The following is a 17,069-nucleotide window of genomic DNA, read 5'->3' as shown; positions in this document are numbered from 1 at the left end:
ATATAGAGTTAAAAGTGTGCATGTAGCATGCACACTTTTAAGTGTAAGAGATTAAAGCGATGTTCTTCGCCATATAGAGATATCTAATCTCTATAATGCCTCCTCGTCCTCTTCACCAGTTCTGATACGGATAGTTTTAGTGATATCTGATACAAAGATCTTACCATCACCGATCTTACCTGTTTTTGCTTGTTCTTTAATGATATCAAGTGCAAGGTTAAGATAATGATCGTTACTTACTACGATCTCAAGTTTTACTTTTGGTATAAACTCTACGACATACTCTGCACCTCTGTAAAGCTCAGAATGACCTTGTTGCCGACCGTAACCTTTTACTTCGGAAACTGTCATTCCCTCGATCCCGGCTGCTACCAATGCATCTTTAACATCTTCAAGTTTAAATGGTTTAATAATTGCTTCAATTTTTTTCATACTTGCTCCTTCGTTTGCATATTATAAAATAAATAAGCTGTCAAAAAAAGACAGCTAACGTTTTTCTTCTAAGGATTATGCTTAAATACTACGTTTGAACTCTGGATATGACTCAATACCACACTCTATCGCATCGATACCTTCAAGTTGTTCTTCATCATTAGCACGCAATGCAAAGATCTTGTTAATGACATAGATTGTGATGAAAGATATAGGGAAAACTATTGCTCCTACGACTACTACACCTTTGAGTTGTGTCATGAAACTCACATTATCAACAAAAATACCTACTGCCAAAGTTCCCCAGATACCGTTTACAAGGTGTACGGAAAGTGCCCCTACCGGATCATCCATTCTGAGTTTATCAAAGAATGGAACTGCCCAAACAACCAATGCGCCACCAATAAATCCGATAAGAATCGGTAGATGAATTCCATACTGATCCGGTCCTGCAGTAATAGCAACAAGTCCACCAAGTGCACCGTTAAGTATCACGGTAATATCGAACTTTTTATATCTAAAGTAAGTAAGTAGCCATCCTGCTATCGCTCCTGCAAGACCCGCAGTATTGGTATTCATAATGGTTAATGCTACTGCATCGGCATTCTCTTTACTTGAGATAGAACCTACGCTACCACCGTTAAAACCGAACCAACCGATCCAGAGCAGTAAAGCACCAAGCGTTACTAGAGGGATATTTGATGCCGGAATAACTTTGACTTTCCCGTCTATATAACGACCTCGTCTCGGACCCATGATAAGGATCGCTGCAAGCAGTGCCCATCCACCGGTAGAGTGAATAACTGTAGATCCAGCCAAGTCAGACAGCCCTGAAATATCAAGCATAGTGCCTTCTAGGAAGTTTGCACCCCATGTAAGATTAACGATCAGTGGATAGATGAAAGCACCTACAGCGATTGTAAAGAGCGCAAGAGGCAAGATACGTGATCTTTCACTTACCCCACCACTCATAATATTCACTACTTTTCCAACAAAAGCCATTTGGAAGAGGAAGAAAGCCCATTTACTCATTCCATTTTGATGATCCCATGATCCAAAAGCGAGTTCATAACCTACCAATAAGAACGCTAATGAAGCCACCGCATAGATCATAACATTCACTGTCAGTACAGAGGTAACATTTTTAGTTCTTACCAATCCAGCCTCTAACATTGCAAACCCCGGTACCATAAAGATGATCAGTGTCATTGCAAAGAGTGCAAAAAAGGTATCAATTACATAATTAAATTCCATATTAAACCCTTATCGATTAATAAAGTAATTATAACTATAATTTATGGAATTTATAAAGACATAGTGGTGATTTTTTATACAGTAGGAGTGAGTAATTTAAGTATTTTATAAGTAATATGTTTATTTTTTAAACAGAAGGCACTTGTTTGAGCCTTCTGTAACGATTACAATGCGTCTGCATCCTCTTCATCAGTTCTGATACGAATAGTTTTAGTGATATCAGATACAAAGATCTTACCATCACCGATCTTACCTGTTTTTGCATTCTCTTTGATTGCATTAAGTGCAAGATTAAGGTATTCATCATTGCTCACAACGATCTCTATCTTTATTTTTGGAATAAACTCTACAACATACTCTGCTCCTCTATAGAGTTCAGAGTGTCCTTGCTGACGTCCGTAACCTTTTACTTCTGAAACGGTCATACCTTCTATCCCTGCTTCTACAAGAGCATCTTTAACATCTTCAAGTTTAAATGGTTTAATGATTGCTTCTATCTTTTTCATAAATATATCCTTTGAATTTAATGAAAGGCGGGACCCCCTTATAGGGTCATAGCCTTTTCTCCGTGTACAGCTTCATCAAGACCGATCTCTTCAGTCTCTTCATCCACTCTTGATCCACCCGTGATCGCTTTAGCAATGAAGTAGACAATCACAGTACCGATCAATGTCCATAGTCCAACCACTACTACTGACTCAACTTGTACAAAGAACTGTGCCATTCTGTCACCATCAGCTTTCAATGGACCATCCCAAAGAAGATCTTGATCATTTAGTGCAAGTAGACCAGTTGCAAGTGCACCCCATAGACCAGCTAGGAAGTGGATACCAAATGCATCTAGAGAATCATCATAACCAAACAATTTCTTCAATGATACTACACCCCAGAATGCGATAAGTGATCCAACGATACCTACTATAAATGCTCCACCAACGCTTACGAATCCAGCTGCAGGCGTAATTGCTACAAGACCAGCAATGATACCTGATGCAATTCCAAGAAGTGTAGGCTTTTTAAAGACAAACCACTCAACAAGCATCCATGTTACAGCAGCTGCAGCAGTTGCAACAGTTGTAGTGAGTACAGCAAGACCAGCGATAGCATTTGCACCGAATGCAGATCCACCGTTAAATCCATACCATCCGAACCATAGAAGTGCAGCACCCGCAGCTGTAAGGAGGATACTAAATGGTTTCATAGCTACTTTTGGATAACCAGCTCTTCTACCTATCAAGATAGCAAGTACCAGACCAGCCAAACCACCGTTCATGTGAACAACTGTACCACCGGCAAAGTCAAGTGCTCCTGCATCAAAGAGAAGTGCTCCGTCACCACCCCATACCATGTGTGTAATAGGTGCATAAACAAGTATTCCCCAAAGTGCTACAATTACCATCCAAGTAGAAAACTTCATACGTCCGATAACAGAACCTGAAGCAATCGCTACGGTAATCGCCGCAAATGTCCCCTGGAATGCTATAAATACATATGTAGGGTATGATCCGCTCAGATCAGTCCAGTTGATACCGCTTAACATGACATTGCTAAACCCACCAAAAACATTTTGTAACATTGCACTACTGTTTGTTCCAAATGCAATTGAATAACCTGCAAGTACCCATACTACGAAAGCAAGTACAAATGCACCCATCACCATAGAAAAAGTATTGAGGGCATTTTTACTTCTTGTCATACCAGCGTAAAATAGTGCAAGACCTGCTGGTGTCATTAAAAGTACTAATGCTGTAGATACCATCATCCATGCGGTATCACCTGTGTCTAGCGTATCTTCTGCGAAAGCGAAGATCGGCATCAAAAATGCCATCAGAGCCGAAAGTTTTTGTTTCATGCTTTATCCTTTACGTTTTATTACAGTACAAGTGTATCATGGATTAAATTAATTTGTAGCACACTGTTGATTAATTTTTAATCAACAGTGTGCTTAAGAAGAATTTTTTATTGTATAAGAGGAATCTCAAGGAGGATAGAGTGTTCTTTAAGGACAGTTTTGATTTGGTTTTTTGCAGCAAGTTCTTTTATTTCATCATCACTGTCTACATATCGACCATTTGCAGTGATTTTTAGACCTGCAAGTGACTCTTTTTTATTATTGATAATGATATGCTGTCCAATAAGCAACTTCAGAGAGATATCAATAGAGTCGGAACTTCTAAATGAGTGAAACACTTTTCTCAAGAGTTTGGAAAAATGATTTTGATCCATTTTGAATAGAGGTAGGTCCTGGTCCGTAAGCAGTGAAAGGGGATTACTGTTCTCTGCTTGGAAGAGAGCAATATTGGCTTCAAGCAAAATGTTAATATCTGTAGTGATCAGTGACTCGGTATGAAGTTTAGCTTTAGGTTGCACTGACGGGGTATGATATAACCTGAGTGATATCTGTTCTTCATTCTCATAGCCTACAGTAATTGCGTGAAACATAAATGCATCATAGATCAATGAGAGAGAAGTCGTCTTATAACCGAATCCGGCCGAAGCATAAGCAAGTGTCAAATCATAGAGCTCTTTTGTACTCACTGAACCAAATAGAAGTTCAGCACTGTGGTTCACGTAAAGTATCTTCCCTTCATTGCTAAATAAAATAAAGGGACTGTTATCCCATTCTATAAAAGGTTCAAAGTTGATATCCATTATAGTTCCTGATCTATATTGTGTTCATGTATTTTTTTTCTTAAGGTATTTCTATTGATACCTAAAATTTCTGAAAGTTTCAATTGTGAACCAAACTTTTCAAGTCCGGCCTTGATCAATGGTTTTTCATAAAGTCCTAAATATTCCCGGTAAGCATCGTTACCCTCAAGGTGTTTTAGAAGATAGTAATAAATGATCTCTTCAATATCATCTGATTCCATAGTATGTTTAATCAGATAGGTATAAACAGACCGTTTTAGACTTTTATTATTAAGTGTAAGATCCAATGGTATGTTTTCAGTGTCAATCGTGCTGTTTTCTATCATTAATGTAGATTTTGCGTCTTCAATATAAAGTTCTTTGAGATATTGGACATCCTCATTTCTCTGGTTTAAAGACGGCATGGTATAAATGAAGGCAAAAAGGTCATCGATGAGCGCAGCATTGCCCATATAGTTTGCTGTAGCAATGATACGTTTATTGGTAAAGTCCAATTCACTTTGGTTTTTGAGTTTTTCAAAATTTGTGATGATCAATTCATCTGAAGTTGCAAGTGCCCTTTTGATCTCTTCCTGCTTCTCTCCTGATACCATAGGTGCATTGGGGAATACGGATTGTGCTAAAGATTTTTTACCGGTATGTTCCGGACCTATGATGATAGAAGAAACATAGAGTGTTTTGGTAAGATTCAAACCCTTGATAATACCCTGTATCTGTTCTGATCTTGTATAAAAATGTTTCATGTATATTTTTATCTCTCATTATTGTTTAATATTTAATCATAGCACAACAATCTGAATTTAGGGCATCTATGCTAGAATTATCCAAACAAGTTATAGAGGTTGCATATCAAAGCGTCATTTAAAAGGTTTCACCACTACTTTAATTATCTTACTTTAGAACAGTCACTAGAGTACTTTTCGATACTTGGGGGTATAGAAGAGAATATAGAAATAGACTTTTTTGATGATCTTTTCTCTATGGTGAAAATAAACTTTGTTGATGAGTTCAAAAAGTTTCAGAACCTTGTTTCTCCTTCATATCTTATTGAATCACCTTATCGTGAAATATTGATCGCTGTGGCCAGAGGTGACGGTAAATTCTATAGTGTCCTCCGTAAGGCAAGGTTGAGTGAGAGTATAGGTGAACAGGTTATAGAAGAGCTTGTTGATCTTGGCGTACTTTTTATTGAGAAGTCCAGAGAGACGCCGCTCAAAACCTATCCAAAACAAAAGATCAAAAAACATCTACGCAGCTACCGGATACAAGACAAACTACGTTTTAATGAACCTTTTTTACGTTTTTGGTTCGGTTTTGTAGAAATCTATCATAAAGAACTGGAAGCAGGTAAAGGTGACAGGTTTCTTGCTAACTTCCAGAAACATTATGAGAGGTTACGTACACTGGTTTATGAACAGCTATGTGATGCAATGCTTGTAGAGTATTTTACTCAACAGGGAATCGGGATACTTGCTTCAGGAAGTTATTGGAATCAGTACAGTGAGTTTGACATCCTGGCTGTTACTGATCAAAAAAAGATCATTTTGGGAGAGTGTAAGTATAAAGACCGCAAAGTATGTAAAAATGAACTTAGAAAGCTCATGGCAAAAGCAGAGCAATCCGGACTTAATGTCGATACGTATGCACTCTTTTCTAAAAGCGGTTTTTCTAATGAATTGCTGCAGAATAAAGATGAAAAACTGCTTCTTTTTGATCTTAATGATCTGAAATTACTACTTTAAATTATCTTGCTTTCAATATATTTCTACGGTGTGTTTGATAGCTTTTGGTAAAATCGTGGGTTCCCTGTTTGTTCTTCATAAAATAGAGATAGTCTGTCTGCGCAGGTTTGATCGCAGCAATAATTGCGTCAAAACTGACTGCACCGATCGGTGAAGGGGGCAAACCTTTGTATTTATAGGTATTGAATCTACTTTTATCGTTACGGATGCGGTCAGGAGTCACTTTGATATGAGAATATTTACCATAGTTAAGCGTCCCGTCCATTTGTAAAGGCATCCCCTTTTTTAAGCGGTTATAGATGACTGAAGAGACCAATGGCATCTCCTCAACATTTGCTGCTTCTTTCTGGATAATTGAGGCAACTGTAAGGAGCCTGAGCCATTGCTTTTTATCATAGGTACCGTATATCTTGTGTGAGATTTTTTGAAATTGTTTGGTTGACTCTTTCAAAAGGAAAGTAACCAGTTGCTCCTCATTGATCCCAAAAGGTACATAATAGGTGTCTGCATAAATACCTGCTTCCGGATAGTCGGCATCCTGGTTATAAAATTGTTGTAATTTACTTGCATTCAGTTCTAGAGTAGCAGCTATGTCTTCAAAGAAAAGTACAGTGGTCTCTCCAGGGATCAATGTGATCTCCTCCATTTTTGCTTTTGCAGTAGCAAGCTTGTATAAAAAATCTATACGGTTAAGTCTGGTCGAACCGATGTCTACCCATCCACTTTGCGGTTGTCCCAAAAAGCTTAAAATATATCTGTCAATGATACTGACTTCGTACCCCTTTTTATGCAGCTGTGATATAATATTGGTGATAGATCCCTGGGGTACATAGATTGTCTTTTGTGTAGAGAGGGATTGTGAGGAATAGAAGACAAAAGTGACCACTAAAAGGATGAGAATGTTCTCAATCAGGGACATGATAAAATTTTTACGAAACACTCTTATCCTTTTAGCTATGGTTTTGATAGTATTAGTGGTATGGCTGAAAGTAGGTATCAGGGCTGATTATCTACATGTAGGGCCGTATAGAATCTCTGGATTATACATTAAACTCGATAAAAAACTGACACTTAGTGCGCATCATATTGTCATACCTAAAAGTAAATCCAATCCGTCATTTTCAACGATTGATAGAACATTTGACCGCATCAAAGGGATGCTTCAGATATTTGATTACGTAGCACTGCATGACATTATTTATGAAAATAACAGAATTGACCTTGTGTATGCTGATAATATGCTACATATTAATACGAAAGATTATGAGATCGCAGGAAAAATAGAGCGTAAGGATAAGCGCTTTGAAGCAGAAGTGCCATTGCTTTATATCAAGGCAAAAAAGATCACGCTTTCAGGTAACTTTACCTATAGCCATTATGAGGACCGGCTTCATGTCTGGGGCCGATACGATATGTACGGCATACAGGGAAATTTTACGGCAAGCAAGGTAAAAAACAATATTCATTTTGATCTTCAAAGTGATACCTTCGATGACCTTAAACCATTGATGGAAGTTTTACCCTTGACAGAAGTGGTAAAACATTGGTCAGTAGAGAGAATTCAGGCACAGCAATATAAATTAAAAGCACTCAAAGGAAACGGAACTGCAAAAGGTCAGGATTTTACTCTGGATCTTGATACTTTAACCGGTGTAGCTGAGCTAAGCAATGCGGAAATTAATTTTAAAGATGGACTAGAGAGTGTCTATACCCCTAAAATTATATTGGAGTATAAAAAGGGTGGTTTATATTTTGATTTGGATAAACCGGTATATCAAAATAAAGCATTAGATGGCAGTAAAGTTTCTATCATAGACCTCACAGGAAGTAAGCCAACAACTTTGAAGCTCGATCTTCATGTGAATTCTCCATTTGATGATGCTGTACAGAAGATACTTAAAGCCTATCATTTGCCAATACCGGTATTACAACAAAGCGGTACGGCTGAGACATCAATCGGCCTTGATGTAGTATTTAAAAGTGGTGATACTTCTGCTGTAATTGATGTCGATGTGAAGGATGCAAGACTGCAAGTTTATAAGCTTGATCTTAGTGTAGAGAGCGGTCATGTACATTATGAAGATGGCATTGTATCATTTGATAATCTACTTTTGAAAGATAAAATGTATAGCGGTACTGTAGAAGGAAGTATAAAGCTTAATAAGAAAAAAGCAGACATTCTTGCAGTTGTGAACTATCTTCATAGTGGAGAAGAAGGTCAAGAGAAGTCTTTTGAGATAAAGAACAAAAAGTTCAATCTTGCTTTGGATTATCATAAAGGAATACTTATCAAAATACCTGAACTGGAATTATCCATCAGTGAAGAAAACAATATAACACAGTTCTCATTCGAAGATCTCAACTTGATTAAACCTTATGTAAAAGATAAAGAGTTTATTCAAGAAGGCGGAAATGTTGATATCCTTACTGATGATTTTAAAACCTTTACCTTTAACGGTTTATTACGACGAAATACCTGCTTCTTTTATGAAGGAGATGATCTTTGTCATACCAAAGTCCCATGTTCAGGGACGATCACTCCTAAAGGAATAGATTTTTATGCATTTGATAAACGTCTGCATTTTAATGAAACGCGATCAAGAGTAACTCTCAATAAACTCAATATAGATCTAAAAAGATTTATTGAATACATGACAACCAATCATGAAGAGGGTACGATTACCGAAAAAAAAGGTGAGTCTCTTGTAATAATTGGAAACAAGAGTAACCTTCGTTATGAGAACTATACTCTTGTAACTGACAGTTATGATGTAGAGGTCAAACCTAATGGTGATATCAAAGCGATCGGTAGTTCTGAGGGAGATATCGTTAAGTTTGAAAAGAAAGGTAATATCTTCTCTATAAATGCACTTCGGATTAAAGATGATGTGTTACATCCTTTGATCGATTTTAAAGGATTGAAAAAGGGACGTTATAGCCTAAAAGTGTCGGGAAACATAAATAAAGTAATGAATGGCAGGATTATTATTGAGGGTGGGGTAATGAAAGACTTCAAAGCCTATAACAATACTCTTGCACTTATCAATACCTTACCGGCCCTTGCAACTTTACAAGACCCCGGTTTTTCAAAAGAAGGCTTTAAAATCAAGAAGGGTGTAGCTGAATATAAGGTCATTAATGGAGAGAAGATTGTTTTTGATTCAATCTATATCAAAGGAAAGTCTTCGACCATTGTGGGGAAAGGGTTTATTGATATCAAGCAAAATGTGATTGATATTCAGTTGGCGATCAGAACAGCCAAAACATTAGGAAACGTAATGGGCAAGATCCCTTTTATCGGATATATTTTAATGGGAGAAGATAAGAGTATGACGCTAGGTTTGACAATCACAGGAACGCTTGATAAACCTAAAGTAGAAACTTCTGCGGCTGAAGAGATTTTAATACTTCCTTTAGAAATTATCAAACGAACCATTGAGTCCCCAAAACAGATGCTGGAAGAGACCAAGCGTATAGAAAAAGAGAAACCTGATGAGGAAAAAGCAGTACCTAGTATTCATGAACAGTTGGGATTAGAAGCACCTAATAAGACAAAAGAGACTACTCAACCGAAGAAGGAAGCTCAATAGTCAGTGGTTCATTCTTCTGTTAAAAACTGTTAAAAGATTATTATGTTATTCATTCCTCAGTACGGTCAACGGATCAGTTTGAGAAGCTTTCTTCGCCGGGTAAAGTGATGAAAGAAGAATGATGATAGTAGTCCCTAGAATAATAAGCCCAAAATCACTCATGGTAAGATCAACAGGCAGTTTTGACGTACCGTAAACATCTGCAGGCATTGAGATAATATCAAAGGTTTTAAGTATCCAGATACCTAAAAAACCAAGCAGCGTACCGACTAAAATACCTGTACTTCCTATGACAAGACCCAGTTTAAAGAAGATAGAGCGTATCTCTGCTTTTGTAGCCCCTAAGGTACGCATAAGAGCGATCTCACTTCTTCGGCTCATCACCGTCATCAGTAATGAAGAGATAATGTTGAGTGAAGCAACAAGTATGATAAGTAAAAGAACTAAAAAGAGTGCTTTTTTCTCCATCTCCATTGCAGCAAAGAAATTACCGTTTTGCTGCCACCAACCTTCAATGATCACTGAGTCAGGAAGTGCCGCTTTTATTCTATCAATCTCTTTAATAGGATTTTCCGTATAGATATGAAGTCCATCATAATAGCCTTCTTTACGTTTAAGCAGTTTATGAAAAGCTTCAAGAGTAGTATAGATGATCGCTTTATCATAGGCCTTTAGTCCAGAGTCAAAGATACCGTCTACAACAAAGCGTTTCTGTAAAGGCATCGTAGCAAATCCTATGGCCTCTTGCTCTGAGAAGTAAAGCGTGACCTTTTCACCTTTAGGGGCATCCATTTCAAATGATAGGGAATCACCGACAATAATACGGAATGTATCTTTTTTCTGACCTCTTGCCTCTTTAAAGATATGGTTGATCTGACTCTCTTTATCAAAGTCGATCCCATAAAGAAGTGAACCTTGGACGGCACCTGCATTTTTGGTGATCACCTGGGTAGTGTAATATGGACTGAATTTAAGATGCGGAAATTTCTTTTGAAGGTCGTTGATGAGGTCTTCACTAACAGCATCCTGTGTCATTGGAAGTACGGTTAAAGGGTAGTTCATGACAAAGAGTCGTTTTGTAAACTCTTTTTGTGTCCCATTCATGATGCCCATTGCAATCATGAGTACCATTACTCCTGCAGAGATACCCAAGAATGCCAGTAATGCAGAGATAAAGATAAAAGGATTATCCTTATCGTATTTTAGGTAATGGCGGATGATATGATGAACAAACTCTCGATTAATCATTGATTTTTATATCTTCTTCCTTCAAATTCTCCAAAGAGAATTGAACGCAACTTTTAGTTAAGCTAAAAGTCCTCTCTTTGGTCCACTTGTACCACAGCAGCTTTTGTATTTTTTACCTGATCCACATGGGCAAGGCTCATTACGTTTTGGTTTTTTAGTACCAGATACCGGTTTATTTTTCTTTGCTTCGTTTTCTGTTTCATTATTAAGAACAGCATCAGCAACGCTGCTGTCAAGCTCTTCTCTGATATGTTCAACTGCTGCTTGTTCATCTTCTGGTGATTGGAAGGTAAACTGCACGAGTTGAAGTGTTTTAACAGCTTCATACTTGATACGCAGTACCAGCTCTTGAAAGAGTCTGTAGCTGTCTTGTTTATACTCAGTCAATGGATCTTTTTGGTTATATCCTCTAAGGCCGATACCTGTTTTGAGTACATCCATTTCATAAAGGTGATCTCTCCATTGAGGGTCCAGTACTTGAAGGTAAAGAACACGTTCGATCTCGCTTCGTTGTGCAGGATCAATTACAGACATTTTCTTTTCATACAGATCTTCCATCATATGTGTAATCTTTTCAGTGATCTCTTCGATCTCAGCATCTTTGAAAGGATCACCTTGAATAGTGATATTGAGTTCTTCTTTGATCAGAGCAGTCAGTTTTTCAGTATTGTAGTCCTCTTTTGGTACTCCCGGGAAGATCTCACAAAGGTCTAAGAGATGTGTGATGTATTCAGCACGGTTCTCTTTGATCTTTGCACCGATATCGAACTCAGGGTTAAGTAGTTGATTTCTAAATGCATAGATGGCTTTTCTTTGGTGATTTGCAACATCATCATATTCAAGGATATGTTTACGGGACTCGTAGTGTTGATTCTCCACTTTTTTCTGCGCTTTTTCAACTGAACGGGTTACGATCTTTGAATCGATATACTCTCCCTCTTCTACGCCTAGTCTATTCATGATATTTCTGATCTTCTCACCACCAAAAATACGAAGAAGATTATCATCCAGGCTAAGGAAGAACTGGCTTTCTCCCGGATCACCCTGACGTCCTGAACGTCCTCTTAACTGGTTGTCGATACGTCTGCTCTCATGTCTTTCCGTACCGATGATCGCCAGTCCGCCAAGGTTTCTTACTTCATCACTGATCTTTATGTCTACACCACGACCGGCCATGTTCGTAGCTACGGTAACTGCACCTTTAACTCCCGCGTCTATGATGATCTCCGCTTCTTTTTCATGATTCTTTGCATTTAGAACATTATGAGGGATCTTCTCTTTTTTCAGTCTTTCATGAATCATTTCAGACTTTTCGATCGAAGCTGTACCGATAAGTACGGGCTGACCCTTGCTATGGAACTCTTTGATCCTTTTAACAACAGCATTAAGCTTTTCACGTTCAGTATTGTAGATAAGGTCGTTTTTGTCTACTCTTGCGATAGGAAGATGTGTAGGAATGGTGATGACTTCAAGGTTATAGATCTGAGAAAATTCTGATGCTTCAGTTTGTGCCGTACCTGTCATACCTGCAAGTTTGTCATAAAGTCTAAAGTAGTTTTGATAGGTGATTTCTGCCAGTGTTTGTGATTCTTCCTGTATCTCTACGCCTTCTTTAGCTTCCAGTGCCTGGTGAAGTCCTTCTGAAAATCTTCGGCCTTCACTTAATCGTCCCGTAAATTCATCAACAATGATGATCTCATTGTCTTTTACTACGTAGTGTACATCTTTCTCAAAAAGATAGTGTGCTTTGAGTGCTTGGTCAAGATGGTGAGAAAGTGCAGCATTCTCAAGGTCATACATGTTCTCTACATCAAAAAGCTCCTGCGCTTTTTCTAGTCCCTGTTCAGTCATGATGATGATACGGTTCTTCTCGTCAACAATGAAGTCTCCGGTAGTCTCATCAGGTTCTCCCGGTCTGGTATCTTTCTTCTCACCTTTTTCTAGTTGTAAGGCTATTTCATTGGCACGTTGGTAATGGTTGTGGTCTCTGTGTGTCGGTCCGGATATGATAAGCGGAGTTCTTGCTTCATCAATAAGGATTGAGTCAACTTCATCAACGATAGCAAAGTGGTGTTCTCTTTGTACTTTCTCTTGGATACGTACTTTCATATTGTCACGAAGGTAGTCAAATCCATATTCATTATTAGTACCATAAGTAATGTCTGCATCGTACTGTGCTTTTCTCTCTTCTTCACTGTATATCTCAGAAGTGATACATCCTGTAGAGAATCCAAGGAAGCTGTAAAGTGCTCCCATCTCCTCAGCATCTCTTTTTGCCAGGTAGTCGTTAACCGTGACTACATGAACACCTTTTCCGGTCATTGCATTGAGAACAACAGCCAAGGTAGCAACCAGTGTTTTACCTTCTCCTGTCTTCATCTCTGCGATATTGCCGTCATTCAACACCATACCACCGACCATCTGTACATCATAATGGCGCATACCCAGTACACGTTTTGCTGCTTCTCTTGTAATTGCAAATGAAATGTGGAGAACATCGTCCAGACTTTTTTCACCGCTTTGTACACTTGCTTTGAGTGTATTGAAAGCTTCTTTGAGTGCATCATCATCCAACTGTTCGTAAGCTGCTTCTAGCTCATTGATCTGTTTAACTTTTTTGAGATAGTTTTTTACGATCTTGTCGTTTCTTGTACCAAAGACCTTTTTGAGAACGTTTTGTATCATGGTTTGTATAGCCCCGTTTTAAAATGGAGTTATTCTATCTAAAAAGTGGTTAATTTGTCGTTATCCTCTTTAAAGTGCAGAAGTTGTAGATTTTTAGCCAGAAAATAGGGGATGATTTCTATGTTATCAAGGCTATTTGGATAAAATAAGCCAAGTACATTGAAGGATAGCAATGAAGCAATTATGGACGTTATTGATACTGTCGGGAGCATTGGCTGCATCTCCGATTAGTGTGCCTGAGAATTTTAAATCAGATTTTGAACAGCGGATTACCAACCCTGATAAAAAAGTGATTCATTATAAAGGAACTGTACGCTTTTCAGATGAAAAGATGTTAAAGTGGGTATATGAAGAGCCTACACGTAAAGAGGTCTGCAGTAATGGTGAAAATGTTACTGTGGTTGACCATGATCTTGAACAGGTATCTTATTATCTCATTGAAAAAGGTTTTGATCTTGCCAAGATATTAAACTCTGCAAAACCTTATAAAGATACGAAGACCGTATTTATTGCCAAGTATGCAGGAAAGAACTATACGATACAGCTTGATGCGAAAAAACATCTATGGCGAGTAGCTTATTATGATGATCTGGATAATGAAGTGTTGATTATTTTTGATAAAATGAACTATGGTAAGGGGAAACTGCCACTGAAAAGTTTACTCTGTGAGGCACCTGAGTCCTATGATGTGATCGGGGAGTAGTGATGAACGGATTATTAGCAAAGATGCAAGATGATTCAGCTTTGATGCTTTTGATAGGCATAGCAATAGTAGTATTATTGATCATTGTGCTTGTTGTGGTCGTTTTCTCAACCAAATCCAAAACGTTGGCAGACAAACTTTATGATCTTAGGCAGATAGATAGTGAGAAGGATGAGAAGATCTCAACACTTGAACAGGAACTGCAGATCTATCAGCTTAGAGATGCAAGTCAGAGACAGGAGCTTCAGCAGTTTAAGGAAACAAAGGAGGCCTTGAAACAACTACAAGATGCAAAGGCAGAGTTGGATAATAGGCATAATACTCTTGAAAAACTGATAAGTGAAACCACGGTAAAACTGCAAAACAGTGAAGAGAGGTATGACAACCTTTTGCAAGAATATAAAGTAGCGGTGGAGCAGAACGAAAAATTAAGAGAAGACAATAGCAAGTATCATACTAATAATGCAAGGCTTCTTACCAAGCTTGAGAGTGAAACAAGACATGCGACCAACCAAATGGAGCTTATGAAGGCTCATAAGCAAGAGCTTAAGAATGAGTTTGAAGCATTGGCAAAAAAAGTCTTTGAAGGCAACTCTCAGAAATTTGCCGAATTTTCCAAAGAGAACTTGGATAACATGATCAAACCTTTACAAATACAGATTGCAGAGTTTAAAAAACAGGTCTCTGATACTTATAATGCAGAGAGTCAGGATCGGGCAGTTTTGAAAAATGAGATTCATTCCCTAAAAGAGCTCAATCAAAAGATCAGTCAGGATGCTATCAATCTTACCAAAGCGCTCAAGGGTGAGAGTAAAAAACAGGGTGTATGGGGAGAGATGGTGTTAGAACATGTTCTTGAAGCTTCAGGGCTTCGAAAAGGATATGAGTTTGAACGTGAAGTAAGTTTGAGTACAGAGGATGGCGATGTCCTTAGACCGGATGTGATTGTACACCTTCCCGATGCACGTGATCTCATTATCGATGCAAAAACTTCTTTGGTGGCATACGAGCGATATATCAATGCACACGATGAAGTGAAAAAAGCAAGTTATCTAAAGTCTCATTTAGACTCGATCAGGGCTCATGTTAACCTTCTTGCAGCAAAAAACTATGAGCGATTAAAAGAAGTACAAACTCTGGACTTTATCTTTATGTTTATGCCTATTGAAGGTGCATTGGCGGTTGCTTTGGAACATGATAGCTCTTTGTATGATGAGGCATTTAAAAAGAAGATCCTTTTAGTCGGACCGACGACACTGCTTGTAGCGATGCGTGCAGTGGAGAATGTATGGAAACATGAACGGCAAAATCAGAATGCCAAAGAGATCGCAAGACGTGCTGGTGCAATGTATGATAAATTTGTCGGATTTTCAGAAGACTTGGTTAAGATATCCAAACAGATTGATATGGTTCAAAACAGTTTTAATGCCGCAAGAAGTAAACTTAGTGACGGCAAAGGCAACCTTGTGAGACAGGTGGAACAGCTCAAAGAGCTTGGAGCACAAACCAGTAAGAAGATTCCAAGAGAAATACATAAGGATATGAAGTGAAAGCACAGATAGCCAAATTTTCGGACCAATTGACAGAGCATACGAAAAAACATTCCAAAGTGTTTAAAAAAAGCGGCCGTATAAAGCGGAGTTTTTATGAAAAAGAGCTTTATAGATTACAGCATGAACTGGTCAAGCTTCAAGTGTGGACCATCAAAAACAATAAACGTTTGTTAGTGATTTTCGAAGGGATGGATATGTCAGGAAAAAGCTCTACGATTAAAGAGTTCACTACCTACCTTAATCCCAGGGAGACACGTACGGTTGCACTACCAAAACCAAACTCTGAGGAATTGGGACAGTGGTATTTTCAACGTCATATCAAACAATTGCCTAATGCTGGAGAGATCGTATTTTTTGATAGATCATGGTATAACAGGGCAGGTATAGAGCAGGTATTGGGTTTTTGTACGCAAGAGCAGCATGATCATTTCTATCGGCAGGTAAATGAAGTGGAGAAGATGCTTGTAGATGATAATATGATGGTTTTTAAGTTTTATATGAATATCACAAAAGAGACACAGGAAAGACGTATCAAACAAAGGGAAAAAGATCCACTTAAGAACTGGAAACTCTCTGATATTGACTATAAATCACTTAAAGTACATGATACATATGAGCAATATCGCGATAAGATGTTTGATCTTTCAGGAACGCTTGTCGTACCGTGGATAGAACTGCAAGCAGATGATAAAAAACGTGCAAGACTCAATGCACTGCGTTTTTTACTCTCAAATATTTTTTATGACAAAAGAGATATGGATGTGATCAAGGGTGTAGATCAAGAGATACTCACACTTCATTCATAATCAAATAAAATATAAAAAGGAATATTTATGGCAAACGTAACAATCTGGCACAATCCAAGATGCAGCAAGTCAAGAGACACGTTTAATCTGCTTGAAGAAAAGGGAATAGATGCAGAGGTGATCAAATACCTTGATACCCCTCCGACAAAAGAAGAGCTCAAAGATGTTCTGAAGATGTTGGGAATTGCACCAAGAGAGTTGATGCGTACCAAAGAAGATGTCTATAAAGAGTTGAATCTTGCTGAGGAGAAGAATGATGAAAAACTCATAGAAGCGATGGTAGCTAACCCGAAGTTGATCGAAAGACCAATCGTGATAAAAGACGGTAAAGCAGTGATCGGACGTCCGCTTGAAAAAGTAATTGAATTGATTTCTTGACTTTTTATGTTAAAATTCGACCAATT

General features: G+C 38.1%; 15 protein-coding genes. 6 read left to right on the top strand and 9 right to left on the bottom strand.

What is annotated here, in order from left to right:
* Positions 1-90: 90 nt before the first annotated feature.
* The 6 genes from PGH07_RS02330 to PGH07_RS02305 form a co-directional block, all read right to left on the bottom strand.
* Complete coding sequence (locus PGH07_RS02330) at positions 91-432, bottom strand: P-II family nitrogen regulator (protein ID WP_289412290.1); 342 nt, start codon at positions 430-432, stop codon at positions 91-93.
* 81 nt (positions 433-513) lie between these two features.
* Positions 514-1,686 (bottom strand): ammonium transporter family protein, encoded by a 1,173-nt coding sequence (locus tag PGH07_RS02325; RefSeq protein ID WP_289412289.1) that lies wholly within the window; start codon positions 1,684-1,686, stop codon positions 514-516.
* A 164-nt stretch (positions 1,687-1,850) separates the two neighbouring features.
* Positions 1,851-2,192, bottom strand: coding sequence for a P-II family nitrogen regulator (locus tag PGH07_RS02320; protein WP_289412287.1), 342 nt, complete (start codon positions 2,190-2,192; stop codon positions 1,851-1,853).
* 38 nt (positions 2,193-2,230) lie between these two features.
* Positions 2,231-3,538, bottom strand: a complete 1,308-nt coding sequence (locus tag PGH07_RS02315) for an ammonium transporter (protein WP_289412286.1) — start codon at positions 3,536-3,538, stop codon at positions 2,231-2,233.
* 107 nt (positions 3,539-3,645) lie between these two features.
* Positions 3,646-4,338: a hypothetical protein gene (locus PGH07_RS02310; protein ID WP_289412285.1), complete on the bottom strand. Its 693-nt coding sequence runs from the start codon at positions 4,336-4,338 to the stop codon at positions 3,646-3,648.
* Positions 4,338-5,081: a helix-turn-helix domain-containing protein gene (locus PGH07_RS02305; protein WP_289412284.1), complete on the bottom strand. Its 744-nt coding sequence runs from the start codon at positions 5,079-5,081 to the stop codon at positions 4,338-4,340. The genes PGH07_RS02310 and PGH07_RS02305 overlap by 1 nt, the downstream gene beginning before the upstream one ends.
* Positions 5,082-5,180: 99 nt before the next feature.
* On the opposite strand from PGH07_RS02305, the gene PGH07_RS02300 reads away from it, so the two are divergent.
* Positions 5,181-6,080 carry a DUF234 domain-containing protein gene (locus PGH07_RS02300; RefSeq protein WP_289412283.1) on the top strand — a complete coding sequence of 300 codons (900 nt, stop codon included), beginning with the start codon at positions 5,181-5,183 and terminating at the stop codon, positions 6,078-6,080.
* Between the two features lies 1 nt (position 6,081).
* On the opposite strand, the gene mltG is transcribed toward PGH07_RS02300, so the two are convergent.
* A complete protein-coding gene (mltG, locus tag PGH07_RS02295) occupies positions 6,082-7,020 on the bottom strand; it encodes an endolytic transglycosylase MltG (RefSeq protein ID WP_353049828.1) in 939 nt (312 codons plus the stop codon).
* Here mltG and PGH07_RS02290 point away from each other — a divergent pair.
* On the top strand, positions 6,980-9,670 hold the full coding sequence (locus PGH07_RS02290; RefSeq protein WP_289412282.1) for a YhdP family protein: 2,691 nt from the start codon (positions 6,980-6,982) through the stop codon (positions 9,668-9,670). The genes mltG and PGH07_RS02290 overlap by 41 nt on opposite strands.
* Positions 9,671-9,715: 45 nt before the next feature.
* Here PGH07_RS02290 and PGH07_RS02285 read toward each other — a convergent pair whose 3' ends face one another.
* Entirely contained in the window at positions 9,716-10,918 is a 1,203-nt protein-coding gene (locus PGH07_RS02285) for an ABC transporter permease (protein ID WP_289412280.1), read from the bottom strand.
* A 57-nt stretch (positions 10,919-10,975) separates the two neighbouring features.
* Complete coding sequence (gene secA, locus PGH07_RS02280; RefSeq protein ID WP_289412279.1) at positions 10,976-13,603, bottom strand: preprotein translocase subunit SecA; 2,628 nt, start codon at positions 13,601-13,603, stop codon at positions 10,976-10,978.
* A 172-nt stretch (positions 13,604-13,775) separates the two neighbouring features.
* Here secA and lolA point away from each other — a divergent pair, with 172 nt between their 5' ends.
* From lolA to arsC, 4 genes are read left to right on the top strand one after another with little or no spacing between them, the layout of a single operon-like run.
* Positions 13,776-14,306, top strand: a complete 531-nt coding sequence (lolA, locus tag PGH07_RS02275; protein ID WP_289412278.1) for a LolA-like outer membrane lipoprotein chaperone — start codon at positions 13,776-13,778, stop codon at positions 14,304-14,306.
* A 2-nt stretch (positions 14,307-14,308) separates the two neighbouring features.
* The gene (locus PGH07_RS02270) at positions 14,309-15,856 is read left to right on the top strand and encodes a DNA recombination protein RmuC (protein ID WP_289412277.1); all 1,548 of its coding nucleotides are present in this window, start codon (positions 14,309-14,311) and stop codon (positions 15,854-15,856) included.
* Positions 15,853-16,665: a polyphosphate kinase 2 gene (ppk2, locus tag PGH07_RS02265; protein ID WP_289412276.1), complete on the top strand. Its 813-nt coding sequence runs from the start codon at positions 15,853-15,855 to the stop codon at positions 16,663-16,665. Before PGH07_RS02270 ends, ppk2 begins: the two co-directional genes overlap by 4 nt.
* A gap of 27 nt (positions 16,666-16,692) precedes the next feature.
* A complete protein-coding gene (gene arsC / locus PGH07_RS02260; protein WP_289412275.1) occupies positions 16,693-17,043 on the top strand; it encodes an arsenate reductase (glutaredoxin) in 351 nt (116 codons plus the stop codon).
* Positions 17,044-17,069 lie beyond the last annotated feature (26 nt).

The sequence above is a fragment of the Sulfurovum zhangzhouensis genome (assembly GCF_030347965.1).
GTDB lineage: Bacteria > Campylobacterota > Campylobacteria > Campylobacterales > Sulfurovaceae > Sulfurovum > Sulfurovum zhangzhouensis.
This window is presented reverse-complemented; position numbering and strand designations above follow the sequence as displayed.

Coding starts and splice junctions, on each gene's coding strand:
- PGH07_RS02330 (WP_289412290.1), bottom strand. CDS start 432: ATGAAAAAAATTGAAGCAATTATTAAACCATTTAAACTTGAAGATGTT.
- PGH07_RS02325 (WP_289412289.1), bottom strand. CDS start 1,686: ATGGAATTTAATTATGTAATTGATACCTTTTTTGCACTCTTTGCAATG.
- PGH07_RS02320 (WP_289412287.1), bottom strand. CDS start 2,192: ATGAAAAAGATAGAAGCAATCATTAAACCATTTAAACTTGAAGATGTT.
- PGH07_RS02315 (WP_289412286.1), bottom strand. CDS start 3,538: ATGAAACAAAAACTTTCGGCTCTGATGGCATTTTTGATGCCGATCTTC.
- PGH07_RS02310 (WP_289412285.1), bottom strand. CDS start 4,338: ATGGATATCAACTTTGAACCTTTTATAGAATGGGATAACAGTCCCTTT.
- PGH07_RS02305 (WP_289412284.1), bottom strand. CDS start 5,081: ATGAAACATTTTTATACAAGATCAGAACAGATACAGGGTATTATCAAG.
- PGH07_RS02290 (WP_289412282.1), top strand. CDS start 6,980: ATGTTCTCAATCAGGGACATGATAAAATTTTTACGAAACACTCTTATC.
- PGH07_RS02285 (WP_289412280.1), bottom strand. CDS start 10,918: ATGATTAATCGAGAGTTTGTTCATCATATCATCCGCCATTACCTAAAA.
- secA (WP_289412279.1), bottom strand. CDS start 13,603: ATGATACAAAACGTTCTCAAAAAGGTCTTTGGTACAAGAAACGACAAG.
- lolA (WP_289412278.1), top strand. CDS start 13,776: ATGAAGCAATTATGGACGTTATTGATACTGTCGGGAGCATTGGCTGCA.
- PGH07_RS02270 (WP_289412277.1), top strand. CDS start 14,309: ATGAACGGATTATTAGCAAAGATGCAAGATGATTCAGCTTTGATGCTT.
- arsC (WP_289412275.1), top strand. CDS start 16,693: ATGGCAAACGTAACAATCTGGCACAATCCAAGATGCAGCAAGTCAAGA.